This window comes from Blautia massiliensis (ex Durand et al. 2017), from assembly GCF_051861785.1.
Taxonomy (GTDB): domain Bacteria; phylum Bacillota; class Clostridia; order Lachnospirales; family Lachnospiraceae; genus Blautia_A; species Blautia_A luti_A.
This window is the reverse complement of sequence record NZ_CP146725.1, coordinates 2,930,589-2,957,197: the sequence shown is the minus strand read 5'-3', so window position 1 is coordinate 2,957,197 and position 26,609 is coordinate 2,930,589. Positions and strand designations below refer to the sequence as shown.

Genomic DNA, 26,609 nt, shown 5'->3' with positions numbered 1-26,609 from the left:
AAATCCGGATGGCAGTTCCTAACGGTCATTGCATACCTGGAAAATGTAGAACTTCAGATAATAGGACTCATCTGCTGACCAGAGGATCGGATGATCCGGTGCCTGTGTACGGTACTCTACCTGGCGCAGTCTCTTATGGACATTCTTCGCTGCCTGACCGATGGTCTGTGTAAACAGCTCATACGTCATAAAATGAGAGCAGGAACAGGTTGCCAGAAATCCGCCGTCCTTTACAAGACGCATTGCACGGAGATTGATCTCACGGTATCCCTTGATGGCATTTTTTACAGAGCTTCTGGATTTCGTAAATGCCGGAGGATCCAGTACCACAACATCAAATTTCTCTCCCTTCTCCTCAAGCTCGGGAAGAAGCTCAAAAACATCTTCACAGAGGAATTTCACTGTTCCGTCCAGGCCGTTCAGACTGGCGTTTCGTCTTGCCTGCAGGACTGCAGTTTCCGACGCATCCACACCAAGAACACTCTGTGCCCCTGCAATTCCCGCATTCAGGGCAAAAGAGCCGGTATGTGTAAAACAGTCCAGAACCTTCGCCCCCTTGCAGAGCTTCTGGATAGCAAGACGGTTATATTTCTGATCCAGGAAAAATCCGGTCTTCTGCCCGTCCCTGATATCTACTTCATATTTCACACCGTTCTCCTCAATCTGAACAAGTGTCGGAAATTCTTCTCCGATAAATCCCTTGGTAAGTTCCATTCCTTCCTGGCGGCGTACCTTTGCATCACTCCGCTCATAGACTCCACGGATCCGGATCCCATCCTCAGCAAGGACTTCCTTCAGTGCATCTAGGATCGTTTCTTTAAGACGGTCGATTCCCAGTGCAAGAGACTGTACAACAAGCACATCTGAAAACTTATCCACAACAAGACCCGGAAGAAAGTCTGCTTCTCCGAAGATCACACGGCAGCTTCCGGTATCTACTACCTTCTTACGATACTCCCATGCGTCGCGGACACGTTGTTTCAAAAATTTCGGACTGATCTCTGTACGCTCATCTCTGGTAAGCATACGGACTGTGATCTTGGAATTGGTGTTGATAAATCCTCTTCCCATCGGATATCCGTCAAAGTCCCGGACCAGAACGATATCTCCGTTCACAAAACTTCCCATGATGCTTGCAATCTCATTGTCATATACCCAGAGGCCTCCTGATTTCAGGAATCTGCCTTCGCCTTTTTTTAATGTTACTACTGCCAGGCTCATAAATTCTACCTTTTCCCTTTCTCGTTTCCCTGTCACGGTTTGCGATGTATGAGTCCACAAAACCGATTTACGGTCAATTTTATCACAGAAAAATCCATTTTTCCAGTGCTTACACAAATCCTTGTCGTAAATCACAAAATTTTCATGATATCTTTCCGGCACGACAAAAAATACCGCAGCAGAGGTTGTTTTCTCTGCTGCGGTATTTTTTATCTCTTTTTCTGTAAATCTTTTATTCTGCTGCGGATTCCTCAGAAGAGTCCGTGTTCTCGCCGTAAAGACCTGCCAGATATTTCATGGTTTCTTTATAAAGTGTCTGCTTATCTTCCTGGGGAACATCTGCAAGAATAGCTGCTGTCACGTCTGTGGCCTCTGTGTCCTCCTGGGAACTGTCAATACCGAACAGCTTCTTCAGCTTCTGATCCATCATATTCAGCTCTGTACTCTGATATTTTTCTGTACCATCTGCCTCATAAGATTCTGTACCATCCTTCAGGATATCATAATAATCCTTCTCAACAGTTTCTGCCACATTCTTTGCTGTCTGCTCATCCAGTGTTACCGTTGCCACTGTCTCTGTATCACCCGTTGCAGCGAGAAGGGAATCTGCATCTCCCTCATACTCGCCTTTTACAAAGAGGACAAATTTGTCATAATTGTTCTTTGCTTCTTCACTGAGCACAGAAGTATCGTTTTCTGCACTGTCTGCCTGGTCTGAGCTGTCTGTACTTTCTGAAGATTCTGTATCTTCTTTTGCCTCCGGGATTCCGGTCTCATTGCTTGTATCCTGAGAATCTGCTCCTGTTTCTTCCTCAAGACCCGGGTCCTCTGTGGAGCTCTGGATCACATCGTCACCAAGAATGCTGTCATTTACATTGTTGACGATATCATCTGAAGAATCTTCATCCACATCTACTGTGTCATCACTGCTCTCTCCATCCAGTGTATCATCAGAGGAAGAGGCCTGGCCTGTGGTATTGGCATCTACCTGCTCCAGTGTTTCCTTCACATCATCATAATTGTAATCCTGCTGTGAGATCTGCTTCAGAAGAGACACGATCCTGTCAATATCGTCCTGGCTTACGGAAATATTGTTCTTCTCAGCCACATTGATGACAATATTCTGGATCTCATCTGCATTCTGTACTCCGTTCTGGATCACATCCATCTTGGACTGGTTTACAACTGTTGTCGCCTCATTTTTACCAACCTTATCTGCAAGCTCACCGGTGGTTACGATCTCCTGGTTGGCAAGCTTCGTCTTGGTCTCATCCAGCTTCTCTCCACTGGCCTTCTCATATGCCATCTGGATACCGGTAAGTGCACCTGTTCCGGATACTTCCATCGGGCAGGCGGCAACTACTTCACAGTTCTTCACACCGGATGTGGAAAGTGTCGTTGCGATCATATTACCTGTCACCCAGTTCAGATTTGCTGTGCGGACCTTGATCCCGCCGGACTGTGTAGGCTTCACATAGGCACAGCTCAAAGTTCTGGAACCGATCTGGGACTGTGGTGCGATATTATCCAGGTGTTTATGCTCATCCTCATTTGTAATGGTCATCACCTGCACCTGATCGGAACTTACATTAAAATATTTCATCATTGTCTGCTTCTGAGCATCCGTAAGATCTGCTCCAAGTGTTACTACCTTCGATGCATCTGCAAATACGGGATTTACACTTCCTGCCACAAGGCATGCACTGCAGAGCAGAGCTGCGATCATGTTTCTTTTCTTCATTGATCTTCCCTCCATATATTTTTTCGGATCGATTGTATCTACTTAACTTTTGCGGTGTAAAGCGGACATTCCTCTTCGTTACTTACATCTCCACGAATGCGAGCGCTTCACGATCTGTCGTTCTTGCCATATTATAACACAGCTGCTGAAATATTTGTAATTTATATTATATAAAAAACGCTTCCGGAAATTATATCACTCATTTCTGACAGCGTTTTATTGCTTTTCTCATTTTCCCAGAGAACTTATCTGATCTGGTTTAATTTTCCGGTTTCTTTTGCTTTTTTCAACAATTCCCGGTTTTTTTCATTCATGATACCAAAATCCTTCAGCGGACAGTACACTTTTTCACATTTTCCCATGAACTCCAGTGCTTCTTCAAAGGCAGACTCCGAAATGCATTCAAAAGGCTTCTCCGTGATCACTTTTGCAGCCAGTTCTTTTGCCACCTGATAATCTGCATCATTGGTATGGAGAACTCCGGTCACAAAAGGAATCCCCTGTCGCTGCAGCTTCCGATATAACGGAATCCCACTTCCATTTCCTCCGATCACAAACACCTCCGGTTTTCCGGCCGGAGGTTCCATTTCCACGCAGCCGAATTCTGCATTATAGCTTCCACGGGTGATGCCATAAAGCTTCCGAATATAATCGGAAGTAAAGATTTCCTCCGGTGCACCATATTTCTCAATGTGATCTCCATGAACACAGATCACCTGGTTAGAAATCTTCTGGGCAAGATCCAGCTCGTGAAGGGACATGATCACCGTCATCTGTTTTTCCAATACCATCTTCTTCAAAATGGCAAGAAGATCCAGCTTATGCCGGATATCCAGGAAGGAGGTCGGTTCATCCAGGATAATGATCTCCGGTTCCTGGCAGATGGCGCGTGCCAGAAGGATACGCTGTCTCTGTCCGTCACTGATGGCTGTAAAATCCCGGTCCTTCAGATCCCAGGCGTGAACCATCTCCATGGCGCTTTTAACTTTTTCCTTGTCCTCTGCGGAAAGGATCCCGAGAGTTCCGGTATAGGGATATCGTCCGGTGGATACCACATCCTCACAGGTCATAAGCTCCGGTCGCATGCGCTCGGTAAGTACTACAGCCAGTTTTTTTGACACTTCCCTGTTGGTCATCCGGCTCATCTGTTCCTGTTCCAGATATACCGTTCCGCTGATCAGGGAAAGCTGTCTTGTGATGCTCTTCAAAATAGTAGATTTTCCGGCACCGTTGGGACCGATCAGTGTCAGGATCTCTCCTTTATTCAGCTGAATATTGATCTCTTTGATCAGCGGTTTTCCATCATAGCCTACGGTCAGCTGATCTGTATAAAAAAAATATGATTTCATCGTTTATATCCTCTGCTGTCTGCGAATCATGATATAGATAACTACCGGTGCTCCGAAAACTGCTGTCACAGAACTGATGCTCAGCTCCGTCGGTGCAAATACAGTTCTTGCGATCAGGTCACAGAACAGGCAGAACACTGCACCGCCCAGAAAACAGGCCGGGATCACAAGCAGGGGTTTGGCAGTCTTCAGGAGACTTTTTGCAATATGAGGCACAGCGATCCCCACGAAGGAAATCGGCCCTGCAAAAGCAGTCACGCAGGCAGAAAGAATACTGGAAAGCAGGATCAGAAGTATCCGGAAAGCCTTGATATTAACTCCCATATTCTGCGCGTAAGTCTCCCCCAGCTGATAGGCGCTGATCGGTTTTGACATAAAAAATACGATCACCATGGTAAGAAGTACCACAGCAGCCATAGTCTGCACATTCCCCCAGGTCATACCGGAAAAGCTACCCAATGACCAATTGTGAAGATTGACTATGTTGGAATCATCTGCAAAAGTCACCACAAAGTCTGTGATGGCCGAACAGATATAGCCGATCATAACACCACTGATGACCAGCATGGACATGTTGTGGACTTTTTTTGCCACAAGGAGCACAAAGCCCATGGAGATCATTGAGCCTGCAAAAGCAGCCAGGATCATGGCACCGGAACCGATGGACACCGATCTGCTTAAAAAAAAGATCATCAGAAGTGCCACGATCAGCTTGGCACCGGAAGAGATCCCCAGTACAAAGGGTCCCGCGATAGGGTTGTTAAAAAAGGTCTGCAGCAAAAATCCGGAAACAGAAAGTGCTCCGCCAAGGATGATCACTGCCAGTATCCTGGGAAGGCGGATCTCCCAGACGATATTATAAGAAGTTTCATCTCCCTGATGCCGGAATATGATATTCAGGATCTCCTTCACAGAGAGGTGGATACTTCCGGAATTTACATTCCATATAAATAAAAAGATCAAAAGTACCGCAAGGATCACAAAAGAGATCCCGCATCGGACTGCGCGTTTTCTGTCATTCATTTTTTCTGGTACACTCCTCTTCTGTTTTGTTATCCTGTCCTTTCGTTTCCTGCTCACAGGTGGAAACCGGCAAAGGAGTTAAAGCGAACACTGGAATTTATTTCAGTTTATGCATATAGGTCAGCTCATCCAGAGAATCATCGTCTGTAGTCAGCATGGTGTGGATATCCTCGATCATGGTTCCAAGTCCGGTAGTTTCCTGGAAGAGATTTTTGCCTGTGCACCAGACATTTCCGTTCTTCACTGCCTTGAAATCTGCAAGAAGCTTACTTTTGGAAAGAAGCTCATCAATGGTCTTAAGTTCCCCGTCAATCGTACTGTTGTAGATGATATAGTCTGCATCCTTCGCCTTGGCATAAAACTCCTCCATCTGCATATTCATGGTGGAAAGAGCATTGTCATTTGTTCCTGTATCCTCCGGAACATAATTTCCCCCTGCTAGAGAGATCATTTCCGAAACATAATCGCCGCTTTTTCTTATATTTACCGCACCTACGGAGTTGATATAAAAGAACGCTACGGTCTTATCTGTTTTATCTGCTGTGAGAACCTTATCCAGCTTGTCCGTCTGCTCTTTGAAAACCTTTTCTGCCACATCTTCTTTTCCCAGAAGAACTGCGTAAAGCTTCATCCATTCGGTCCTTCCAAGAGGGTGACTCTCATAGCTGGAACGCTCTACCATTACAGGAATCCCGAACTGCTCCAGCTTCTCCTGTACCTCCGGATTGTGATGGATCATGGTGGATTCAATGGCAAGGTCACAGCCCTCGTTCAGGATCAGCTCGTAATCCGGAGCACTGTACTTGCCGGCATAGATCATCTTTTTCTGCTCCATGGCGTCCTTTGCTTCCTGGATATACCATCCGTCTTCCTTGGTTCCGGAAAGCTTGATGCTGTCAATCCCGTCGATAGCGCGGAAAAGATCCATGGCCGAGGTTGCTACCAGATAGATATTGTTTATGGGCTGCTGCAGAACCGCAATGTCAGGATTCAGCCCCTCCGGTGCTTTCCTGCCTTCGGGAACTACAAGAAACTGTCCTTCCTGATCAATGGTGATCAGCGCATAGCCATCGTTGTAGTAATCCACATTAAATTCCTTTGCGTAGGAAAGCTCCATACTGTGGTCAAAGGTAAGGCCTGGAATATCCGCAGGCTTATGTTCTGTCTCTGCTGCCTGCACTGCAAAAGCACACCCCAGGATCAGGGTCAGCGTCAGAAATATGTATGAAATTATTTTTTTCATTTTTCTTCCTTTTTCATGCTTGAAGAATCAAAATTCAGGGTATACTCAATCTCGTGAGGAGTACTCATGGCTACAGTATCTGCAGTCACTTCCATTTCTGCGTCAAAGACTGTGACCGGGATCTCAAATGTGGAGTTTCCGTCTTTGTTCACCGGCTCATATTTTTCGCCGTCCACGATCATGTAATCATAATTCGGACTGCTCCAGATGATGGTTGCCGTAGCTTCTTTGTCCTTGATTTCTACTTTAGCCGGAGATTCTACAGATGCTCTTCCTGATCCGCCTGTAAGGGTTACATCCATCTCATAGGTTCCGTCCTCCAGCTTCAGCTCTTCCGGTTTTTTCCCTTCGGATTTTTTGTCGTCAGAGGTTTTTACAGGATTCTTTACGCTGACTTTATGGTCGTACCATTTGCCTTTTTCTCCCAGGATCGCCACGTTAAATTCCTCACCAATGGCCGGTACCGGGATATCAAATCCGTAAACCTCCTCTGTATAACCATCGCTGTACTTCACTGTATCCGTGGTCGGCTCAATGATCTCTGCTCCGTCCTTCTGGGCATCCTCGGCAGTTCCCGCAAACAGGTTAACGATCTTCTTGGAAACCAGACTTACGTGGATGGTCATTTTACCATCTTTGACCGTGAGCTCTCCTTTTTTGTCATTGGCCTCATTTACATGAAACATGCTGCTGTCTGTATCAAACTCTGCTGTATAAACGCCATCTTCCAGGGTATCTGCTTTGGCTGCATCTGTATCCTTTTCTTCGGAAGTTTCTGCTTCCTCACCGGACTCTGTTTTTGTTTCATCTGTTTTTGCCATCGCAGGCACAGAGCCCAGCACCAGGACTGATGCACCTGCCATTGCAAGAATTAAGTTTACATAGCGTTTTTTCATGATAATCTTCTCCCTTCCATAGATACAGCAATCTGCCCGGAAAACAGTCTTCCTGATCTTTCCGGGCAGTTACATTGATTTCTTATAGGTATCTGAACTCACTCAGATATTTTTATATTTATTACTCTGCGGACTCCTCAGCAGAATCAGCCTCTGTATCTGCTGTTGCATCAGAATCTGCGGACTCCTCAGTGCTTCCCAGAGAATCGATGGCTGCCTTTGTATGCTCTACATAAAGCTTCTCAACTGCTTCGACTCTTCCAAGACCCTCGATCTGGCAGTCAACCTTATCGAAGTTTCCGGATGCTACAAACTGGCTCTTCCAGGAATCCTCATCATCACCGGCCATATCGTTGTTTGCATGGTCTCCGGCAACAACCATCAGCGGACGAAGAACAACGTTCTTGTATCCTGCTTCTTTTACCTTCTCGATAACCTTGTCGCAGGCTGTATCTTCCGGCTCACCCTCTACAGTACCGATGAATGCGTTCTTGAATCCAAGGTTTTCCATCTGTGTCTGCATCTGATCGTATGTAATGTTAGCTGTATGAGATGTTCCATGTCCCATGAATACGAATGCTGTGCCAGCCTCAGCTGCTGCATCCATGCTGTCAAACCCGGCCTCTTTGCAAGCCGCATCTGTGATCGCCTGAGCAACGGCTTTCTTGTCATCGTTGATCACAGTTGCATCGTCTCCAACCTCACCGAGCATTGGCTCTGCGATAGCTACAGACTCGAATTTATCTTTATAGCCATTGATTGCTTCTGTCATCTCATCGTACTCAGCACCATGCATCAGATGGGTAGGCTGTACAACCAGATTCTTAACACCATTCTCTACTGCACGGTCAAGAGCCTGCTGCATGTTATCGATCACTTCATCATCTCTTGCCTCTATATGGTTGATGATGATCTGTGCTGTAAATGCTCTTCTTACAGACCAGTCCGGATAAGCTTTTGCAAGAGCATCCTCGATTCCCTTGACATCCTCTGCACGGCTGTCATTGAAGGAAGTACCAAAGCTTACAACAAGAAGTTCATTCTCACCGATATCATCCTGGTTACGCGGATCGTCCTTGGAAGCATCTCCTGTGTCACGTCCGAAATAATCCGGATCTGCATTCTCACCCTCTACCAGTTCTTTCTGAGCGTCTGTCAGAGCATCCCATGCTTCTTTGGCTGCCTTGCAGTCCTCATCTGTTGTGTCGTTTCTTTCCTGTACATAGATCTTGTCAATCAGAGCTGCTACCTTATCTGCTGCTTTCTGATCTGCATCAGAAGCCTCTGTGGTATCAGCTGCCTCAGCGTTCTCTTCTGTAGCAGAATCCTCTGCTGCCATTGCTGTTGTAGCCGCACCCATAGAGCATGTCATGGAAACTGCGAGCATCAGAGCTAACATTGTTTTTCTTTTCATTTCTTATTGTCCTCTTTTCATGTATTTCCAGAATACTGATATGTACAAAAAAACAGCAGCTCTCTGCGGCCGCCTGCTCACACATGATTCTCTGCGCAATACAAATACATAAAAAGAAGTTCTGTATTGTTATGGAGAATACCGATTCGTAAACCGCGAATCCCTGGATCTCACAATAAGGCAGTTCTCCTGACTTGGTTCCACACTGCTTTCCCTTCCCGGTCTCCCAGTGGTTATAAAAGCAGCTCCCCTTTCACAGTGACGGTATCGTTCCGGATTCTCACCGGATTCTCTTTTGCACATCCGACTGGATGCAACCTTATCATTATAACATTTGCACATATTTTCTTTTACCTGGTTATCTAACTTTTACCACAAACTCGCAAATTTGTCAAGATTGATGTCAGACGATTCACGGTTTTCTGTGATCTTCGCTCACAAAAAACACCTTGCGAAATATTACCAGTGAACAGTAACCGGTTTTCTCCCTGTATCTGTCAGTTATTATCTGAATGCTTTCTCCAATATTCATGCATATCCTGCATAAAAACCAGCCCCTTTCTGTCATCACCCTGATATCAGAAAAGGACTGTCTTTAACAGATAAACTGCTTTGCAGTTTATCTGTTAAAATACTCCTGCTCCAGGTATCTGGCTACGTAGATTCCGCTGGCAGATGCATGGGAAAGAGAGTGTGTCACGCCGCTGCAGTCTCCGATAACAAAGAGACCCTTGTGGCAGGTTTCCAGATTTTCGTCGATCTCAACCTCCATGTTATAGAATTTAACCTCCACGCCATAAAGCAAAGTATCGTCATCCGCGGTTCCCGGTGCGATCTTGTCCAGGGCATAGATCATCTCGATGATGCCATCCAGGATACGTTTCGGCATAACAAGGCTTAAATCTCCCGGTGTCGCAGAAAGTGTAGGTGTTACGAAACTTTCCTCAATACGGGTTTTTGTGCTTCGTCTTCCGCGGATCAGATCTCCAAACCGCTGTACCATAACACCACCGCCAAGCATATTGGAAAGTCTTGCAATGCTCTCACCGTATCCGTTGCTGTCATGGAACGGCTCTGAGAAATGCTTGGATACCAGAAGGGCAAAGTTTGTATTGTTGGTATGCTTTGCCGGATCTTCGTAGCTGTGACCGTTTACTGTGATAATACCGTTGGTATTTTCATTCACGACAACACCTCGCGGGTTCATGCAGAAGGTACGGACCATATCCTCAAACTTCTCAGTTCTGTAAACGATCTTGCTCTCATAAAGCTCATCTGTCAGACGGCTGAAAACCTCTGCCGGAAGCTCCACACGGACTCCGATGTCCACACGGTTGGAAAGAGTCGGGATCTTAAGCTCTGTACATACCGTCTCCATCCATTTACTTCCGCTCCGTCCTGCGGAGATGATACAGTAAGTTCCCTCGTAACGCTCATCTCCTACAAAAACTGCATAACCGTCTTCAGTTTTTTCTACTTTGTCAACAGATGCGTCAAAATAGAAGTCCACATGGTCTTTCATTTTTTCATAGAGGTTCTGAAGCACCACATAGTTGATATCTGTTCCCAGATGACGGACTGATGCATCCAGAAGATGCAGGCCGTTCTGAAGGCAGAGCTTACGGATCTCGCTGTTTGTGGTAGAATAAAGCCTGGTTCCTTCACCGCCATGCATCAGGTTCAGTTTATCTACATATTCCATCAGCTCTGTGGCTGTATCCTTGCCGATATGCTGGTACAGAGTTCCGCCAAACTGATTGGTGATATTATATTTTCCGTCGGAGAAAGCGCCTGCACCGCCAAATCCCTTCATGATCGCACAGGTTTTGCAGTGGATACAGGATTTTACTTTCTTTCCGTCGATGGGACATTTTCTTTTTTCCAGAGGATGACCAGCTTCAAAAACCGCGATCTTTTTCTCCGGATCATTATTCATCAGTTCATAGGCCGCAAAGATTCCACCGGGACCTGCTCCTACGATCAGTACATCATATTTCATAAATAAAAACTCCTTATCTTGTATTGCCCATTTTCAGTATTTTGTTTTTGCACAAACCCTGTCTATTTTACAACAAACGTGTTCAAAAGTCACCGTTTTTTTCGGTTTTTGAAAAAAAACTCAATCCTTTCGGAACCTTCCGATCTTAAGCTTTTTTCCATCTGTTTCCACGGTAATAGCACCGTTTTTCATGGTGTATTCCACCTGACTTCCGGCCTCTTTAAGCCGCTCTACGGTTTCCGGTGACGGATGTCCGTAGGTGTTGGTGAGCGAACAGGAAATGATCGCCACTTCCGGCTTTATTTTCTCAAGAAATGCTTCTGTGGTAGAATAACGGGAACCGTGATGTCCCACCTTCAGACAGTCAACATCCTCAAGCCCACCGACTGCCAGAAGCTTTTTCTCCGTATCTGCACCGATATCTCCGGTAAAAAGCATCTGAAAATCTCCAAAAGACAGCTCCATCACCATAGCTTCCTCATTCACATCTTTTCCTGTGGCATTTTTCTCCGGCCACAGAACAGAAAAAGATACTTTGCCGCAAGGCAATTCATCCCCTTTTCCTGCTGTCATGACCTTAACTCCGGCTGTTTTTGCTGCCTCTGCAAGCTCCCTCCACGCATCTGGTCTTTCCGCCCAGGCAGGCAGGATCAGATATCCGGCCCGGATGGTTGTAAGACCTTTTCCCATATATTCCAGAAGCTCTTTCACACCGTTGATATGATCCTGATCTGTATGGGAAATAAAAATCCCATCCAGCCAGGAAATCCCCTGACTTTTCAATGCCGGCAAAAGGCAGTATCTTCCAGGCTCCGACTGGCTGCTGCTTCCTCCGTCGATCAGAAAATGGTGATCCTCCGGGGTCTCCACAAGAATACCGTCCCCCTGTCCTACATCCAGGCAGATCACCTTCAGACTTCCTGCTGGATGATATCCCAGTATCAGGATTCCGACTGCCAGAAAAATACCGGCAGTTATCCGGATAGCATATAGCTTCCGGCAACCTGCTTCCGCCCGCTCCTCTGCTAGCTCCGTTTCCTCACAGACTGCTTTTTTCTTCCGGAGCTGTTCTTTTATATACTGCCCCATAAACAGAACTGTGATCAAAAAGCCATAATATACCAGGATCTGCCATGTTTCCGGCTCCCCTCCGATCCAGGTACTCCATCCTGATCTTCCTGCCAGACTGCAGAGATATTCATAAAAAAGCAGCAGTACCCTTGCCGGCAGGATTACCAGTTTTGCCGCAGGAATACTGAGAATTCCCAGCAGCAGCGCCGCCATTCCTCCAGTCAGCACTACCCCCACACTTGGAAGCACCAACAGATTCAGGATAAATCCGGCAATAGAGACTTCTCCGAAAAACTTCAGCATCACCGGCAGAGTCACAAGCTGAAGAGCTATAGGACTTACCAGTGCCTTTGTCCATTTTTTCTCCGCTCCTGCAAGGGCACAGATCTTTTCCGCAGCGAGCCCCATTCCCAGAACACAGCCAAAGGACAGAAGAAATCCGCTGTCCAGGAGATAAGCCGGAGATTCCACAAGGATCATCATGGCAGTTACGGAAAGAGCACTCATCATATCATAGATCCGTCCGGTGATCCTGGCTCCCATGGCGATCAGAAACATAGTTACTGCACGCATGGTGGAAACACTCCCTCCGGTCATGATCCCATACTGCAGCATCACTCCCAGAGAAAAAATCCCGGCAGGCCAGATTCCCAGTCCCATCTTCTTTAGAAGGTTGTAAAGCCCCATTCCCAGAATACTGATATGAAGTCCGCTGATGGCAAGGATATGTATGATTCCGGCCAGCTGATAACGCATCTGTGTTTCCGGATCCAGTTCCTGTTTGTCTCCAAGCGTCATGGCACAAAAAACAGGTGCATCTTTTCCTGCTGCTTCCTTCAGGATCTGTCTGCAGCTTTCTTTTATCTCCAAAAGAAGCTGCCTGTAGCCGGAATACACGGCTGTTTTCTTTTGGAGCACAGCGTTCTTCATAAAATAATAAATATGACGACAGGCATAATACTGTTGGCTGTCAAAGCCCCCCGGATTCGCAGGACCTTCCACTCTTTTCAGCGTTCCCTTGACCAGGATCCTCATTCCCGGTTTCAGATCTTCTTCTTTTTTGAGGAATATTCTTACATTTTCAATTGGAAATTTTTTTGACTGATGGATAAGATATGTTTTTTTCAGATAAACAGACTGGGAAAATTCTGTGTTTTCATACTGTTCCACCTCCCCGCAGATTATGGAACCAGGGTGCGCTTCGATCTGCTCCTGCACATTTAACGGAAGGGGATTCCCACTGATCAGAGGAATCCCCATAAGCTCCAGTGCGCCAAGACTCAGCACCATAAGAAAACACAAAAGACACATCGGCCTTTTCGCCATAAATGTTCTCCCGTTTTCTGATATTTTGAAATGTTTTATTTTTTCTGTTCTTTTTTAGCCTTTGTGTGTGCCAGCAGGCTGTCGTTCCATTCATAGAACTTATAAAGCTGCATATTCTGGCCAAAGGTCACTTCCTTGTTTCCTTCGATGGAAATCTCAACTTTGTCCACATCCGTTGCCGCGATCAGCGTATTTACCACCGAATACACGGCAATCTGTTCCGAAACATCCAGCGCATAATCCTGAAATACGGAATTATAATCCACATAGCAGATTCCGTTTGCTCTCGTCAGGGAAAGTACCTCTGAATTCTCCGGTATTGTAGGATAATGTCCTTTTTCCAGCGGACCTCTTGCAAGCTGCTCCAGAACCACCGTAGCCTTCGGAAGATTTCGTCTGTAGCGGACACTTCTCTGTTCCGCTACCAGTTTATCTCCGTTTTTGTTTGTGAAATATAAAGTAAAGGTGTCATAGCTGTACACATCCCCATCGGACCCGGAAAACTCCACAAAAGTGTCGTTGTTCATGGCTCCCACTTCCTCACCCCTGGTATCTGTCAGCGGCTTTTTACCCACATAGATCTCCACAGAATCCACTCCTGGAACCTGTAAAAAGATCTTCACTATACCTGCCCGCACCAGAAGTTCTCTGGTACGTGACATTTTATCATAGGCCTCATTGAATTCTACGTTCAGGACTCCATCCTGTATAGAATAAGAAGAAATCTTTACCCCATCCGGAAAAAGTGAGATTCCGTCTTCCCGGGTCTCACGGTTATTCAGACTCTCGGAAAAATTGCGCAGCATCACTTCTGTTGTTTCCTTCTCCGGAGTATATTTTTCTTCTTTCAGTCTCGTTTCATCGCTGTTGATATAATAAAATCTATACTGCTGTTCTTCGTTTTTATTTCTTCCCGACAAACCTATGAAAGCAACCAGACCAAAAAGGATGCAGGCAGCGGCCACACAGATGATCAAAATCGTTTTTTTCATGCTGTACCTCCTAGGACGGGATATAGGACAGCGGGATCTTCACGGTAAATGTGGTTCCCTCACCCTCTTTGCTGGATACCTTGATGATCCCATGATGCATGGCTATAGAACTTCTTGTAATAGCAAGTCCAAGACCGGTTCCGCCGATCTCTCTGGAATGGGATTTATCCACACGATAAAAACGCTCAAAGATCCGTTCAATGGAATCTTCCGGTATTCCCAGGCCGGAATCTGCAACCGTCACATAGAAATCCTTATGATCCGCATCCAGTGTTACGCGGACCCATCCCTCATCTACATTGTATTTGATACCATTTTCGACCAGGTTACTGATGGCAAGGGTAAATTTCACCTCATCCACATCTGCGGTTACCGGTCGGAACGAATCCAGGATCAGGTCAATCCTTCTCTGATCTGCAATAGGACGGAGACGCTTCAGGATATTCTCCAGCAGCTCATTGATATTCATATTGCTGATATTCATATCTGCTGTTTTTTTGTCCATTTTTACCAGGGAGAGCAGATCGGTGATGATCTTGTTCTCTCTGTCAATCTCTTCTGTGATATCAGAAAGAAATTCCTGATACAGTTCCTCCGGAACCCCCTGCTGTCCTACCAGCGAATCCGCCAGAACCTTCATTGAAGTCATAGGTGTCTTCAGCTCATGAGACACATTGGATACAAACTCCTGTCTGGATTCATCCAACGTCTTCATTCTGGAAAGCATCTTGTTAAATGCATCTGTGATCAAAGCTGTCTCTGTATAATCCGGTACCGAGATCTCCTCATTCTGATATCCGTCTGTAAGGTCCTCGATTGCTTTCGTTACCCTGGCAAATGGCTTCACCAGGATCGTGGAAAGAATATAACCCAGAAAAATGGCCAGCACTACAATGATACCGATGATCAGAATCCCTTTCTGCTCCAGTTCATGGATGGTTGCTGTCACCTCACTGGAAGATGCCATGATCATCATGGCACCCTGCACCTGTTTTACATCCGGACTTTTTACCGGAACTGCCAGGATCAGCTTCTGGCTGTCAGAATCATATTGGCAGGCATCTTCTCCTTTAAAACAGTTCAATACTTTCTGGGAAACCAGAGTCCTGCCCTCATCCACGCCATAGGTATCCTTGATGATCCTGAAATCCCTGTCTACAATGAGAATCCTGCCACCATAGCTGTTGGACAGTAATTCCAGCTTGCTGTTCACCGTCTGAGAGCTGGTGTCATTCAGATAATTCTCCTTGATCAGCAGGTCGCACATGATGTCACAGATGTTCTCCATGCTCTGCACACGGTTGGCAATGGCACGATCTTCATAGTTGGCAATGACCATTTCCGTTACGATGACACTCGGTACGATTCCCAGTATGATCAGGATGATCAGAATACGAAAGCGGAGACTTTTGAAAAATTTGCCGTTCTTTTTGAACTTCACAGGTTATGCCTGGAAATAGTAGCCCACACCCCATTTGGTGTGTACATATTTCGGCTCACTGGGATTGGCCTCGATCTTTTCTCTCAGGCGGCGGATATGTACATCTACGGTACGGACATCTCCCGGATATTCATAGCCCCATACGATATTCAGAAGATTTTCTCTGCTGTATACCTTGTTCGGATTGAATACCAGCAGCTCCAGCACATCAAATTCCTTGGCTGTGAGGTTGATCTCTTTTCCGGAGATAAATACGCGGCGTCCTTCGCAGTCCAGCTTCAGTTCTCCGACTTCCACAGTCTTGGCCTTCTCCTGCTTGTCCTGTTTGCTGCCTGCACGGCGGATGATCGCCTTGATGCGGGCTTTGACTTCCAGGATGTTGAAAGGCTTGGTGACATAATCATCAGCTCCGTATTCCAGACCCAGGATCTTATCCATATCTTCTCCTTTTGCTGTAAGCATGATGATCGGAACATTGGAAAATTCACGGATCTGCTGGCATACCTCAAAACCGTCCATTTTTGGAAGCATCAGGTCAAGAAGGATGATATCGTACTCTCCTGCTTTTGCTTTTTCCAGTGCTTCCTCTCCGTCATAGGCACAGTCCACTTCCATTCCGTCCTGCTCCAGACTGAAGCGAAGTCCCTTGACAATCAGTTTCTCATCATCTACTACCAATACTTTCCTGCTCATTTAGCGCTCCTTACTTTATTGCTATTTTATCCTTTATCTTCTCATAGGTTCCTTCTTTGATGCCTGGTACATTCATGATATCCTCTGCTGAAGTAAAGGGACCGTTCTCTTCCCTGTAAGCGATGATCGCCAGGGCCTTGGACTCCCCTACACCTGTGAGAGTAGTAAGCTGGAATACATCAGCGGTGTTCAGATCGATCTTCTGCTCTGTGGAAGATGCAGTCTCGGCTTCACCGGAATCCTCTCCGGCGGATTTCTGTCCGCTCGCCGTTTCGGTACTGTTTTCTGCTGTGACTTCCGATCCATCCTGGGTAGCTGCGATCCGCTGGCTGTCCACCTCCGCCTGGGTAGGCACATAAACCTGCTGTCCATCGGAAAGTCCCTTAGCACGGTTGAGATAGCTTGCCGCAGCTTCCGGAAGATATCCTCCGGCCTGCTCGATAGCCTGAAAAACACGGCTGCCATATGGAAGCTCATAGACTCCCGGGCTGGTCACTGCTCCACATATATCTACATAAATGGTCTGAGGGGTGTCTGAGATCTCCGGCAGCTGTTTTTCAACCTCCGGAGCCGGTTCTTCCGCAGACTCATTCTGTTTCTTCTGTGATATATCTGCCGCAGCCACTGCGGATTCCTTCCCGGATACTTCACTTTCCGTATCCTTCGGTTCTTCCTGCTCTGCATCCATTCCGGATGCTTCCGTACTTTCTTCCTGCACCAGTTCTTTCTCCAGAAATTCTGTTCCGTCATCCTTACAGCCTGTCAGCCCTGCCAGGATCTGTAACAAAAATATGGAAAAAACAAGCCGAACACTTCTGATATGTGATCTTATTTTCATAGGTATGCGGTTCACTCCTTTCCGCCGATGTGGCGGCAGGTGCCCCGTTACTCATGCAAAACCATACCTTATTTTAACGAAGTATTACAAATATTACAATACTTTTATTTCTATTTCCATTTGAAAATAACCACACCTGCAATACAGATCAGCATTCCCAGCAGCTTTCTCCACTGAAAATCTGCTCTTTCCACACCGAAAATCCCCAGCAGTTCTATAAGATAAGCCACCGCAAGCTGAGAAATGACAATAAGCATAACCGCCCGCGCAGTCCCCAGACTTCCCATACTCCGGATCACTGTGATAGTGATAAATGCACCGATCACTCCTCCGAGTAAATTATATTTAGCCTCTACCTGCCACAGCATGCCGATACTTTCTCTGCCTGTGAAAAACCATGCTGCCACACAGACCAGAAATGCAGAAAACTGTACCCAGCCGGTTGAAACCCACAGACTGGTCTGTTTTGTTACATTTGTGTTAAATACCCCCTGAATACTCATCAGTGCACCTGAGATCAGTGCTGACAGAAATCCCCACATAAAAATCCCTCCATATATACTCCATTTCCGGTATTACTGCCGGAAAAAGGCGCTGCATATTTCTGCAACGCCTTTACGGTTTCTTATAATTTAGTTTATGTGATTTTCCTGCAATTATACACACTGCTGCCCTGTTTTCTCATCCGCATAATATTTATATACATGATCACGAAACGCTCTTTATTCCGGAAAATATTTTCTGAGATATATCCTTCCGGAAAACGCAATATGCGGCATCTCATAAAAAATGGCTGTTTTCGGACAGATCGGACGATAGAGTGGGTCTGCCACAATGATCCTGGCTGTTTTCAGCTTTTCTTCCATGGCTTCCTCGCCACAGATGGCTTCATCTCCCTTGCGCAAAAGTCCCTCTGTGATCTCCAGCGGACAGAGCAGCTGAACCTTTTTTCCGTATTTCTGCTCTATGACTGCTGCCAGGGAGCCCATGGTAACCGGTTCTCCGATGATGGTAATGTCCGGTACGGAAAAAAATGCCTCATCTTTGTCGGGCATTTCCCTGCTTTCTCCTGAAGGGTCAGATACTGCTGACAGACTGTTCCTTCCCTGAAAATAGATTACCTGCTCCGGAGTTACTTTCCACAGTTCCTCCTGTTTCCCTAAGATCTGCCCTCCGCTTTCCTCTGCGGAGTCATCCTTCTTATTTACCCACTCTCCACAGGATCTATCCGCGATCCGCTCAAGTGCATCTGAAATCTGCCCCTCATAACCTTCCACAGGAGTCCCCACGAGAAATGGCGTACCGAATTTTTCTTTCAGCACATTGGCCGCCGGGATTCCCACAGAGGATACCACAAGGTTTACCGCTGCTTCACCGGCACGGGACAAAGCTTCCAGCGTATCCCCCATAGCCCAGGTGGAAAGTATCTCCCAGCCATAGTTTTTCAGACGTTTTTTCATGGCATCTACTGCAGACTGCGGGCCAAGATCAAGGGGTGTTGCTCCAAGAAGATTTAATTTCCTGCTTCTCTTCTCTGTAGATCTTTCCGCAGATCCCGTCGGTACTTCTGAACACCTTCCTGTTTCCTCTGCTGCTCCTGTGAAATGTACTGCGATTTCCGCCAGTGCCAGCCCTGCTCCGTATACATAGTCGTGCATGCCGCTGGTCGGAACCGAAAATACCGGAATTTCGGTCCTTGCTGTAAGTGCACGGGCCAGTCCCTGAAAATCTGTTCCGTTCATAAAGGGGATCGGTGAACTTGCAAGTGCAATAAATTTCGGTTTCAGCTCCTTTGCCGCCTCTTCGATATCCTGAAGAAATTTCTCATCATTTCCCATAATGGCATCGATATCCGTAAGACCTGAGATAAAGATCAGACTGTCCTGGTCGTACCACCGGATCTCATCATGGGTATTATAGGTAGAATTACAGCCGGAGGGATCATGCATCACTGTCATTCCTCCAAGCTCATACAACGCGGAGCAGACGCCGGACACGTCTGCCGTGTAGATTGGTATGATCCGATATGCCTGTCTCATATGCAGCTTTCGCACCCCCATCCCTTTCGAACAATCAGATCCTCCGGAGCTTTTTCCTCATTAAATGCCTCCAGCATCAGCTGTGCAGTACGTCTGATCCCGTCAAAGCCCCAAAGCCCGCCCCCCTGTACCATATTGACAAAATTCCGACTTCCGGTAAACCAGGCTGCTTTTTGTCCGATGGCAAGGAGTTTTCCGGAATGCTGCCGTGGCCGCACTCTCATCTCCGGGCGGACAGTTGAAATCAACATGAGTTCCGGGTAATTCTCCTTCAGCCAGAAAAATACTTCTTTTTCTTCCGGGCTGATACTGTCCAGAAAAACGGACTGTACCTGAAATCCATGCGTAAGGAGAAGCTTTGCAAGTCCCAGAGGTCTTGGATGAAAAAGATAATCCACAGCTACGGGAGTGTCACCGATGATCTGGTGTGCATGGAAAAGAGCTTCCTCGCATTTTCGGATCTCCGTTTCGATATCCAGGCCATTTTTATCGCCACTTTGCTGATCCAGCAGCTCCAGCAAATACTTTTCCTGCGTCTCTATCTCCTCATAGTCAAAGCTTCCGGGCAGGTATAAAAACGGCCTTCCAAGTCTCTCCGCCTGCTGCTGTACTCCGAATTTTCCTGCCGGATAACAGTTAAGGATCAGGCTTCCCTCTCCCAGGCTCTGATAATCCTCCCAGGTCTTACAGGCCGGTGCTTCCCGGAGACGGATTCCGTTCTTTTTCAGGATCCGGCAGATATCTGCACTCTCATCCAGCACAAAATCACTGCCCAGGACTGTGACACATTCCGGATCTGCTTTCCTCTCCGGTACTGCATCATACATGGCACGGCGCAGCTTCTGATCCGGAGTCGGACCTGTTTTCTGCATGACAGGATCCATAAAGCATCGCATAAAAAAGATCTCCGGAAATCTTTCTTCCAGTTCGCCGTAGATGCGGTCCAGATCACTTCCCAGAAAATGATGAAGACACACGGTAAAAAGCAATACTGCCTTTGGCTTCTCATCCAGCCGGTTCAGAATGTCCGTCACTCCTTCAATGGTCACATCCTCCAGATTTCCGCCCAGAAGATCCTTTTCCTCCACAATCACAAAGGAAAAACGGTCTGCCGCATTCATCTCTGCGGCAGTCAGCACAACGCCACGCATGCAGTTATCCGCACAGACATAGATCTGCCTTGCTTCCGGAACCAGCATTCCCGTATGTACGATATTCCAGTTTCCATGGACCGGTGAATTAAATTCCAGCCCCGGCTGAAAAGGAACCGGAAAGGAGGCTTCCTTTATAAATATTTCTGTTTTTCCAAAAAGCTCTCTGTTACCAACTCTTTTTAACATGAGCCTTCCTCCCTGCATGCATTCAGGATCTGCTCGGCCAGTGTCCGGTACTCCTCTGCCATCTCACAATCCGGATAGGCTTCCAGAAGAGTTTTTCCTCGATTCTCTGCTTCCAGGACCAGTTCACTTCTGGAAAGCGTTCCCACTACCCGCGTATGAAAATCCTCTGCCAGCTCCCGGACTTTTTCTTCCTCTCCCGGCACGTTCCGCCGGTTCAGGATCACGCCGCCAAGGGATGCATATCCTCTGTTTCTGAAATTATCCACTGCCATGGCAATATTTGCCCCTGCATGGATGGCCATGTTTTCTCCGGAGGTGATGATAAATACCTTATCTGCATACCCCTTTCGCATGGGCATGGAAAATCCACCACAGACAACATCTCCCAGTACGTCATAAAAAACAATATCCGGTTTATAAGTCTCATAGGCTCCGTTTTCCTTAAGCTTCTCGAGAGCAGTAATGATACCTCTTCCCGCACATCCAAGCCCCGGTGCAGGACCGCCGGCTTCCACACAGACTACACCCCCATATCCGATCTGCACCATATCCGTAAGCTTCAGCTCCTGGCGTTTTTCGTTATACAGCTCCAGCACAGTGGGAACCTTTTTTCCATGCCTGAGAAGGATCGTGGAATCTGCCTTGGGATCACAGCCGATCTGCATCACCTTCATTCCTTTTTCCGCAAGGGCTACTGCCACATTGGAAACCGTAGTAGATTTTCCGATGCCGCCCTTTCCGTATACCGCAACTTTTATCATTTTCTGTCCTCCGCTTTTGTAATCACATTGGAATATGCCGTTTTGGCGGAAACTCCACTGAGGTGGCCGATCTTTCCGGATAAGGAGCTGATCACATCCTGTGGTGCATCAATGGCAATACTGATGATATTGATGCCTTTTTCCCGGTAAGGGATCCCCATTCTCCCGATAATATATTTTCCCGCTTCATGAAGAAAACGGTTGATATCATCGATCACGTCATTGTTTTCCACAATGATCGAAATCAATGCCACTCTTGTCTCCATAAGATCTGACTCTCCTTTCCGATATTATCAGCAGATCCTCGGCAGAAGCTCTCCTCCCGGCTGCGGAAGAAGTGCCTGCGTTCCGATCTCCGTAGTCATGACAACCTTTCCCGGCTGATCTTCCGTAACTTCACCGATAATGGCTGCGTTCCTGGAATAAGGACATTTACGCAGTGCTTCCACGATCCTTCCTGCCTCTTCCTTTGGTGCCATGATCACCATTCGTCCCTCACATGCCAGATAAAGAGGCTCCAGGCCAAGCATGCCGCAGACACCCTTTACCTCCGGAGCTACCGGAACAGCTGCTGCATCCAGGCGGATCCCTACGTTACTCTGTCCTGCGATCTCGTAAAGAACCGTTCCGACACCACCTCTTGTGGCATCACGGATCACATGAATGTCATGGGTGGCATCCAGTACATCTTTTACAGCTCCCCACAGCGGTGCGCAGTCACTTGTCACATCTGCGTCAATGCCGAAATCCTCTCTTGCCAGAAGAATGGTGCATCCATGTCTTCCCACATCACCGGTTACAATAATGGCATCTCCCGGTTTTGCCAGCTCACCGCCTACCTGAACGCCCTCCTGGATCTCACCCATTCCGGTTGTTGTAATAAACACACCGTCAACCTGACCTTTTCCTGCCACCTTAGTATCTCCGGAAACAATACGCACTCCGGCTTCTTTTGCTGTTTTTTCCATGGCTGCGGCGATCTCCTCCAGCTTCTCCATGGGAAAACCCTCCTCAATGACAAAAGCGCAGGTAAGATACATCGGTTTTGCTCCCATACAGGCAAGGTCATTAACGGTTCCGCAGATGGAAAGCTTGCCGATATTTCCCCCCGGAAAAAATGCCGGAGAAACAATAAATCCATCGGTGGATACTGCCATTTTTCCTGCAGGCGGAACCAGCACGGCCGCATCATCGGCTGTGAGATCCGGGTTTGCAAAATGCGCTTTGAATACTTCATCGATCAGTTCTGAGGTCTGACGGCCTCCGGCACCGTGTGCCATGGTCACTGTTTTATTTTCCATAATATTATCTTCTTTCTATGCTGGGTCAAAGGAATTTCATATCGGTTTCAGCCTGTCAGATCTTCCGGATACGATCCTTCGTTTGTACTATATGTAATGTATCATGTTTCGCAGTCCATTAAAGCGGACATCCGTTTCCGTACATAAAATATGCGGAACATGCTCCTTCATTGGATACCATACAGGCACCTACCGGATGCTGCGGGGTACAGACCTTTCCGAATACCTTACAATCTGATGGCCTGCATTTTCCCTGAAGCACATCCCCACAGCGACAGGCCGGATTTGGCCTGCCCTGGATCGGCGGCACTGCATATTTTTTTCTGGCATCAAAGGCTTCCCACTCCTTCCGGAGCACCAGCCCGGATCCCGGGATCACACCCAGACCGCGCCATTCAGAATCGCAGGGCTCCATCAGTTCATCGATCAGCTTCTGTGCCTCCGGGCTTCCCTCACTTTTTACCACACGGGGATAGCCATTCACAAAGAACGGTTTTCCTTCCTGAAAACGTACCAGTGCAACAGCCAGTGCCGTAAGCAGCTCCTTCGCTGTAAAGCCTGCCACCACACCACTGATGCCTTCCTCTGCCAGATGCTCGCAGAGCGCAGTTCCTGTGATCGCATTGACATGTCCGGGATAAAGGAACACATCCGCACTGCCCTTTAATGCCTGATAAGCCTGGGGCATGGTCTTGTTTGCCACAAGGAGCGAATAATTGGAAAGTCCGTCCTCTCCGGCCTTTTTCACGGAAAGACAGCCGGCAGGCGTGGTGGTCTCAAAGCCAACGGAAAGAAATACCACCTGCTCTTTTGGATGCTCTTTCGCATATTTTTCTGCATCTGCCGGTGAATAGACGATCCTTATCCTGGCGCCTTCTGCCCTGGCATCTGCAAGGCTTTTTTTTGTTCCCGGTACGCGGACAAGATCACCGAATGTGCAGATCGTCACCTGTTTTTCCAGAGCAAGATAAACGGCCTCGTCAATAAATCCTACCGGTGTTACACAGACCGGACATCCCGGTCCTGAGATCAGCTCCACCTGAGACGGCAGAAGCCTGCGGATCCCCAGACGGAAGATCTCGTGGGTGTGTGTTCCGCAGACCTCCATGATCCGCACCGGCGGTCCCTGATATCCTTCTATGATCTCTCTTGCTGTTTTTTTCCTCTCTTCCATCACAACAGTTCCTCCATCAGCTGGTCTGTCTCTTCCTCGTCATCATCGGTGATCTTTGCAATGGCAACACCTGCATGCACCATCACATAATCCCCCGGCTCCAGGTCTCCCAGGAGCTGGGCGGAAACCTCTCTCTTTGCGCCGCCTGCATCCACCACTGCTGTTCCGTCACTGATCTTTACTACTTTTGCTGATAATCCTACACACATATCTGTGCCTCCCATCCTGCATTTCTGCTGTATGCTCCATGCATTATCATAAAACATTTTTGATCCGTATCTGCATGATCTCATCTATATTTATCTGTATCGCTGCACATAAGCCATCCCATACACCGCCTGCCCCAGTGCGATCCCTCCGTCATTCGGCGGGATCAGGCTGTGCTTCAGAACTTTAAACCCCATTTCCGTAAGGCCGTCATCTACCAGCTCCAGAAGCAGCCGGTTCTGAAAGACACCGCCACTTAATGCCACTTTCCGGATTCCGGTCTGCCGCTCTGCTTCCTCACAGGCTGCAAGGATCTCATCTGCCAGTGCCCGGTGAAATCCATAAGCCAGCTTCCCGGGATCCGCTCCTGCAAGCCTTGCCCGGACCAGATATGCAACGATCTCACCTGTATTTAAAATAAATTTTCGTTCATCTTCAGACGCTTCTGAGATGCCTGTGCTTTCCGGAATGTCTTCCTTTTCTGACATCCGTATCTTCAGATTTTCTTCCGGATTTTTCTTCTGCATCTCCCGCTGCTTTCTCCAGGCCTCCGCCGCAAATTCCAGTGCTGTGGACGCTTCTCCCTCAAAGGTGGACGCTCTCCGGATCCCCAGGATTGCACTGACTCCGTCAAAAAGTCTTCCTGCACTGGTGGAAGTCACGGCATTGATCTTCCGCTGCGCCATAGTCACCAGTACCTTTGCTTCCTGATCTGTGCAAAGTCCCAGTTTACGGACAGTGTCCAGGGTTTTTTCCAGATTTCCCGTATTCTGCCAGATCAGGGAAACGGCGATCCGCCAGCCTTCTTTTGCGGAAATATCTCCGCCAACCTGGACAAAGGGTTCTATACTTCCAAACCTTGTAAATCCCTGACAGTCTGCAACCAGGAGCTCTCCGCCCCAGATGGTTCCGTCGGTTCCATAGCCTGTTCCGTCAAAGGAAACCCCTATCACCTTTTCTTCGCAGTCATTTTCTGCCATGCAGGATAAAATGTGTGCATAATGATGCTGCACCCTCAGAACCGGAAGCCCTAGCTCCTCTGCCACCACTGTGGAATTATATTTAGGATGAAGATCACAGACCACTACCTCCGGCTGCACCTCCAGAAGTGTTTCCAGTCGCCCGATCGTTTCCTTCAGGGCTTTTACCGTTCGAAGATCCTCCAGATCTCCCACATAAGGGGAAGGATAAAAACGGTTATCCACACCAATACAGAAGGTGTTCTTAAGTTCTCCACCTGCTGCGATCACCTGGCCCTTCCAGGGTGTGGAAACCATAAACGGCAGCGGCGCATACCCGCGGGAACGGCGGATCATATAGGGTTCACCCTTATAGAAATCCATCACCGAATCGTCGGCCCGGATACGTATCTTCCTGTTGTGGGAAAGAATGCAGTCACAGAGATGGGAAAGCTCCTCTGCCGCCTCCTCATCATCTCTGCAGATCGGCGCCCCGGAAGTATTTCCGCTGGTCATTACCAGAAGCCCGGGCATCCGGATCCCATCATCGTAATGAAAAAGAAGCAGCTGAACCGGTGCATAGGGAAGCATGACACCCACCTTGGGATTCCCGGGTGCAATGCTCTCACAAAGCCTCGTTTCTCCCGGCAGCTTATCCAACAGCAGGATCGGCTTCTGATGACCGGTAAGGATCTTCTCCTGTTCCTCGCTGACCTTACAGATTTTCTTCACAGCTTCCATATCCTGTGCCATCACTGCAAAAGGCTTCACCGGACGCCGTTTCCGCTGCCGCAGCCGCTGTACTGCCTCCTCACTGGTAGCATCACAGCAAAGGTGAAAACCACCGATCCCTTTGATGGCCACAATCCCGCCGGAAGCAATGATCTTCCTTGTATAAGTGATAGCCTCCCGTCCCCGTTCCTCTCTTCCCGCCAGGTATACCTCAGGGCCGCAGTCATTGCAGCACACCGGCTGGGCATCATAGCGTCTGGTATCCGGGTTATGGTACTCATCTGCACAGGAGGGACACATGGGAAATTCCTTCATACTGGTCCGTTCACGGTCATAAGGAAGTGAATCCAGGATCGTCAGTCTGGGACCGCAGCAGGTACAGTTGATAAAGGGATGCAGATACCGCCTGTTTTCCGGATCAAACATCTCCGCCTTACATTCATCGCAGATCGCGATATCCGGGGAGACAAAGATCTCCCCCTTTGTCTTCTCACTTTCGATGATATCAAACTGTGTAAATTTCTCCGGCTCCTCCACCGATTCTTCAAGAAGCTTCAGGATAGCTGCACGCTTCGGCGGCTTATTCCCGATATCTGCGATAAAGGCATCCACATCCTGCTGCTTACCCTGAGCAAAAATCTCCACATAGGGTCCTTTATTGGACACACTGCCACGGATTCCTCTTGCCATAGCATGACGGCTCACCGTAGGGCGAAACCCCACCCCCTGTACGATCCCGTAAACACGGATCATTTTCGTAATTTCCCGCTCCATATGTTTCTCCATTCTCTGCAGCTGTTTCCACTGATCCGGCTGCAGCATGCACGTAACTTTATGTCCTGACCTTAT

Annotated in this window: 22 protein-coding genes and 1 riboswitch; all 22 genes read right to left on the bottom strand. The window is 47.7% G+C overall.

Annotation, left to right across the window (positions count from 1 at the left end; all coding sequences use genetic code 11):
- Positions 1 to 18 precede the first annotated feature (18 nt).
- A complete protein-coding gene (locus tag V9W66_RS13815) occupies positions 19 to 1,221 on the bottom strand; it encodes a class I SAM-dependent rRNA methyltransferase (RefSeq protein WP_144092278.1) in 1,203 nt (400 codons plus the stop codon).
- Between the two features lie 232 nt (positions 1,222 to 1,453).
- Complete coding sequence (locus V9W66_RS13810) at positions 1,454 to 2,962, bottom strand: DUF1002 domain-containing protein (protein ID WP_144092276.1); 1,509 nt, start codon at positions 2,960 to 2,962, stop codon at positions 1,454 to 1,456.
- Positions 2,963 to 3,207: 245 nt separating this feature from the next.
- The gene (locus V9W66_RS13805) at positions 3,208 to 4,311 is read right to left on the bottom strand and encodes an ABC transporter ATP-binding protein (RefSeq protein ID WP_144092274.1); all 1,104 of its coding nucleotides are present in this window, start codon (positions 4,309 to 4,311) and stop codon (positions 3,208 to 3,210) included.
- A 3-nt stretch (positions 4,312 to 4,314) separates the two neighbouring features.
- Positions 4,315 to 5,334 (bottom strand): FecCD family ABC transporter permease, encoded by a 1,020-nt coding sequence (locus tag V9W66_RS13800; protein ID WP_144092272.1) that lies wholly within the window; start codon positions 5,332 to 5,334, stop codon positions 4,315 to 4,317.
- A 97-nt stretch (positions 5,335 to 5,431) separates the two neighbouring features.
- Complete coding sequence (locus V9W66_RS13795; protein ID WP_144092270.1) at positions 5,432 to 6,577, bottom strand: ABC transporter substrate-binding protein; 1,146 nt, start codon at positions 6,575 to 6,577, stop codon at positions 5,432 to 5,434.
- Entirely contained in the window at positions 6,574 to 7,473 is a 900-nt protein-coding gene (locus V9W66_RS13790) for a hypothetical protein (RefSeq protein WP_144092268.1), read from the bottom strand. The genes V9W66_RS13795 and V9W66_RS13790 overlap by 4 nt, the downstream gene beginning before the upstream one ends.
- Before the next feature lie 121 nt (positions 7,474 to 7,594).
- Entirely contained in the window at positions 7,595 to 8,887 is a 1,293-nt protein-coding gene (locus tag V9W66_RS13785; RefSeq protein ID WP_144092266.1) for a sirohydrochlorin cobaltochelatase, read from the bottom strand.
- Between the two features lie 162 nt (positions 8,888 to 9,049).
- Positions 9,050 to 9,224: riboswitch (cobalamin riboswitch) on the bottom strand.
- A gap of 282 nt (positions 9,225 to 9,506) precedes the next feature.
- Positions 9,507 to 10,886 carry an NAD(P)/FAD-dependent oxidoreductase gene (locus V9W66_RS13780; RefSeq protein WP_144092264.1) on the bottom strand — a complete coding sequence of 460 codons (1,380 nt, stop codon included), beginning with the start codon at positions 10,884 to 10,886 and terminating at the stop codon, positions 9,507 to 9,509.
- Between the two features lie 120 nt (positions 10,887 to 11,006).
- Positions 11,007 to 13,283 carry a DNA internalization-related competence protein ComEC/Rec2 gene (locus V9W66_RS13775; protein ID WP_144092262.1) on the bottom strand — a complete coding sequence of 759 codons (2,277 nt, stop codon included), beginning with the start codon at positions 13,281 to 13,283 and terminating at the stop codon, positions 11,007 to 11,009.
- A gap of 35 nt (positions 13,284 to 13,318) precedes the next feature.
- The gene (locus V9W66_RS13770; RefSeq protein WP_144092260.1) at positions 13,319 to 14,275 is read right to left on the bottom strand and encodes a GerMN domain-containing protein; all 957 of its coding nucleotides are present in this window, start codon (positions 14,273 to 14,275) and stop codon (positions 13,319 to 13,321) included.
- Between the two features lie 10 nt (positions 14,276 to 14,285).
- Positions 14,286 to 15,716: a sensor histidine kinase gene (locus V9W66_RS13765; protein WP_144092258.1), complete on the bottom strand. Its 1,431-nt coding sequence runs from the start codon at positions 15,714 to 15,716 to the stop codon at positions 14,286 to 14,288.
- A gap of 3 nt (positions 15,717 to 15,719) precedes the next feature.
- On the bottom strand, positions 15,720 to 16,409 hold the full coding sequence (locus V9W66_RS13760; RefSeq protein ID WP_144092256.1) for a response regulator transcription factor: 690 nt from the start codon (positions 16,407 to 16,409) through the stop codon (positions 15,720 to 15,722).
- Between the two features lie 10 nt (positions 16,410 to 16,419).
- Positions 16,420 to 17,247 (bottom strand): helix-hairpin-helix domain-containing protein, encoded by an 828-nt coding sequence (locus V9W66_RS13755; RefSeq protein WP_144092255.1) that lies wholly within the window; start codon positions 17,245 to 17,247, stop codon positions 16,420 to 16,422.
- A gap of 110 nt (positions 17,248 to 17,357) precedes the next feature.
- A complete protein-coding gene (locus V9W66_RS13750; protein ID WP_144092253.1) occupies positions 17,358 to 17,789 on the bottom strand; it encodes a DMT family transporter in 432 nt (143 codons plus the stop codon).
- 180 nt (positions 17,790 to 17,969) lie between these two features.
- Positions 17,970 to 19,286: a nitrogenase component 1 gene (locus V9W66_RS13745; RefSeq protein ID WP_144092251.1), complete on the bottom strand. Its 1,317-nt coding sequence runs from the start codon at positions 19,284 to 19,286 to the stop codon at positions 17,970 to 17,972.
- Entirely contained in the window at positions 19,283 to 20,626 is a 1,344-nt protein-coding gene (locus V9W66_RS13740; protein WP_144092249.1) for a nitrogenase component 1, read from the bottom strand. The genes V9W66_RS13745 and V9W66_RS13740 overlap by 4 nt, the downstream gene beginning before the upstream one ends.
- Positions 20,620 to 21,387 carry a nitrogenase iron protein NifH gene (locus V9W66_RS13735; protein ID WP_144092247.1) on the bottom strand — a complete coding sequence of 256 codons (768 nt, stop codon included), beginning with the start codon at positions 21,385 to 21,387 and terminating at the stop codon, positions 20,620 to 20,622. The genes V9W66_RS13740 and V9W66_RS13735 overlap by 7 nt, the downstream gene beginning before the upstream one ends.
- Positions 21,384 to 21,653 carry a TM1266 family iron-only hydrogenase system putative regulator gene (locus V9W66_RS13730; RefSeq protein WP_021651574.1) on the bottom strand — a complete coding sequence of 90 codons (270 nt, stop codon included), beginning with the start codon at positions 21,651 to 21,653 and terminating at the stop codon, positions 21,384 to 21,386. The genes V9W66_RS13735 and V9W66_RS13730 overlap by 4 nt, the downstream gene beginning before the upstream one ends.
- 27 nt (positions 21,654 to 21,680) lie before the next feature.
- Complete coding sequence (gene hypE, locus V9W66_RS13725) at positions 21,681 to 22,688, bottom strand: hydrogenase expression/formation protein HypE (RefSeq protein WP_144092245.1); 1,008 nt, start codon at positions 22,686 to 22,688, stop codon at positions 21,681 to 21,683.
- A gap of 118 nt (positions 22,689 to 22,806) precedes the next feature.
- A complete protein-coding gene (hypD, locus tag V9W66_RS13720; RefSeq protein WP_144092243.1) occupies positions 22,807 to 23,862 on the bottom strand; it encodes a hydrogenase formation protein HypD in 1,056 nt (351 codons plus the stop codon).
- A complete protein-coding gene (locus V9W66_RS13715; protein ID WP_022426401.1) occupies positions 23,862 to 24,071 on the bottom strand; it encodes a HypC/HybG/HupF family hydrogenase formation chaperone in 210 nt (69 codons plus the stop codon). The genes hypD and V9W66_RS13715 overlap by 1 nt, the downstream gene beginning before the upstream one ends.
- Before the next feature lie 90 nt (positions 24,072 to 24,161).
- On the bottom strand, positions 24,162 to 26,534 hold the full coding sequence (gene hypF / locus V9W66_RS13710; RefSeq protein ID WP_144092241.1) for a carbamoyltransferase HypF: 2,373 nt from the start codon (positions 26,532 to 26,534) through the stop codon (positions 24,162 to 24,164).
- Positions 26,535 to 26,609: the final 75 nt, after the last annotated feature.

Bases quoted from the DNA above. Each gene is read 5' to 3' on its own strand.
- V9W66_RS13815 (WP_144092278.1), bottom strand. From the start codon at position 1,221: ATGAGCCTGGCAGTAGTAACATTAAAAAAAGGCGAAGGCAGATTCCTG.
- V9W66_RS13810 (WP_144092276.1), bottom strand. From the start codon at position 2,962: ATGAAGAAAAGAAACATGATCGCAGCTCTGCTCTGCAGTGCATGCCTT.
- V9W66_RS13805 (WP_144092274.1), bottom strand. From the start codon at position 4,311: ATGAAATCATATTTTTTTTATACAGATCAGCTGACCGTAGGCTATGAT.
- V9W66_RS13800 (WP_144092272.1), bottom strand. From the start codon at position 5,334: ATGAATGACAGAAAACGCGCAGTCCGATGCGGGATCTCTTTTGTGATC.
- V9W66_RS13795 (WP_144092270.1), bottom strand. From the start codon at position 6,577: ATGAAAAAAATAATTTCATACATATTTCTGACGCTGACCCTGATCCTG.
- V9W66_RS13790 (WP_144092268.1), bottom strand. From the start codon at position 7,473: ATGAAAAAACGCTATGTAAACTTAATTCTTGCAATGGCAGGTGCATCA.
- V9W66_RS13785 (WP_144092266.1), bottom strand. From the start codon at position 8,887: ATGAAAAGAAAAACAATGTTAGCTCTGATGCTCGCAGTTTCCATGACA.
- V9W66_RS13780 (WP_144092264.1), bottom strand. From the start codon at position 10,886: ATGAAATATGATGTACTGATCGTAGGAGCAGGTCCCGGTGGAATCTTT.
- V9W66_RS13775 (WP_144092262.1), bottom strand. From the start codon at position 13,283: ATGGCGAAAAGGCCGATGTGTCTTTTGTGTTTTCTTATGGTGCTGAGT.
- V9W66_RS13770 (WP_144092260.1), bottom strand. From the start codon at position 14,275: ATGAAAAAAACGATTTTGATCATCTGTGTGGCCGCTGCCTGCATCCTT.
- V9W66_RS13760 (WP_144092256.1), bottom strand. From the start codon at position 16,409: ATGAGCAGGAAAGTATTGGTAGTAGATGATGAGAAACTGATTGTCAAG.
- V9W66_RS13755 (WP_144092255.1), bottom strand. From the start codon at position 17,247: ATGAAAATAAGATCACATATCAGAAGTGTTCGGCTTGTTTTTTCCATA.
- V9W66_RS13750 (WP_144092253.1), bottom strand. From the start codon at position 17,789: ATGTGGGGATTTCTGTCAGCACTGATCTCAGGTGCACTGATGAGTATT.
- V9W66_RS13745 (WP_144092251.1), bottom strand. From the start codon at position 19,286: ATGAGACAGGCATATCGGATCATACCAATCTACACGGCAGACGTGTCC.
- V9W66_RS13740 (WP_144092249.1), bottom strand. From the start codon at position 20,626: ATGTTAAAAAGAGTTGGTAACAGAGAGCTTTTTGGAAAAACAGAAATA.
- V9W66_RS13735 (WP_144092247.1), bottom strand. From the start codon at position 21,387: ATGATAAAAGTTGCGGTATACGGAAAGGGCGGCATCGGAAAATCTACT.
- V9W66_RS13730 (WP_021651574.1), bottom strand. From the start codon at position 21,653: ATGGAGACAAGAGTGGCATTGATTTCGATCATTGTGGAAAACAATGAC.
- hypE (WP_144092245.1), bottom strand. From the start codon at position 22,688: ATGGAAAATAAAACAGTGACCATGGCACACGGTGCCGGAGGCCGTCAG.
- hypD (WP_144092243.1), bottom strand. From the start codon at position 23,862: ATGGAAGAGAGGAAAAAAACAGCAAGAGAGATCATAGAAGGATATCAG.
- V9W66_RS13715 (WP_022426401.1), bottom strand. From the start codon at position 24,071: ATGTGTGTAGGATTATCAGCAAAAGTAGTAAAGATCAGTGACGGAACA.
- hypF (WP_144092241.1), bottom strand. From the start codon at position 26,534: ATGGAGCGGGAAATTACGAAAATGATCCGTGTTTACGGGATCGTACAG.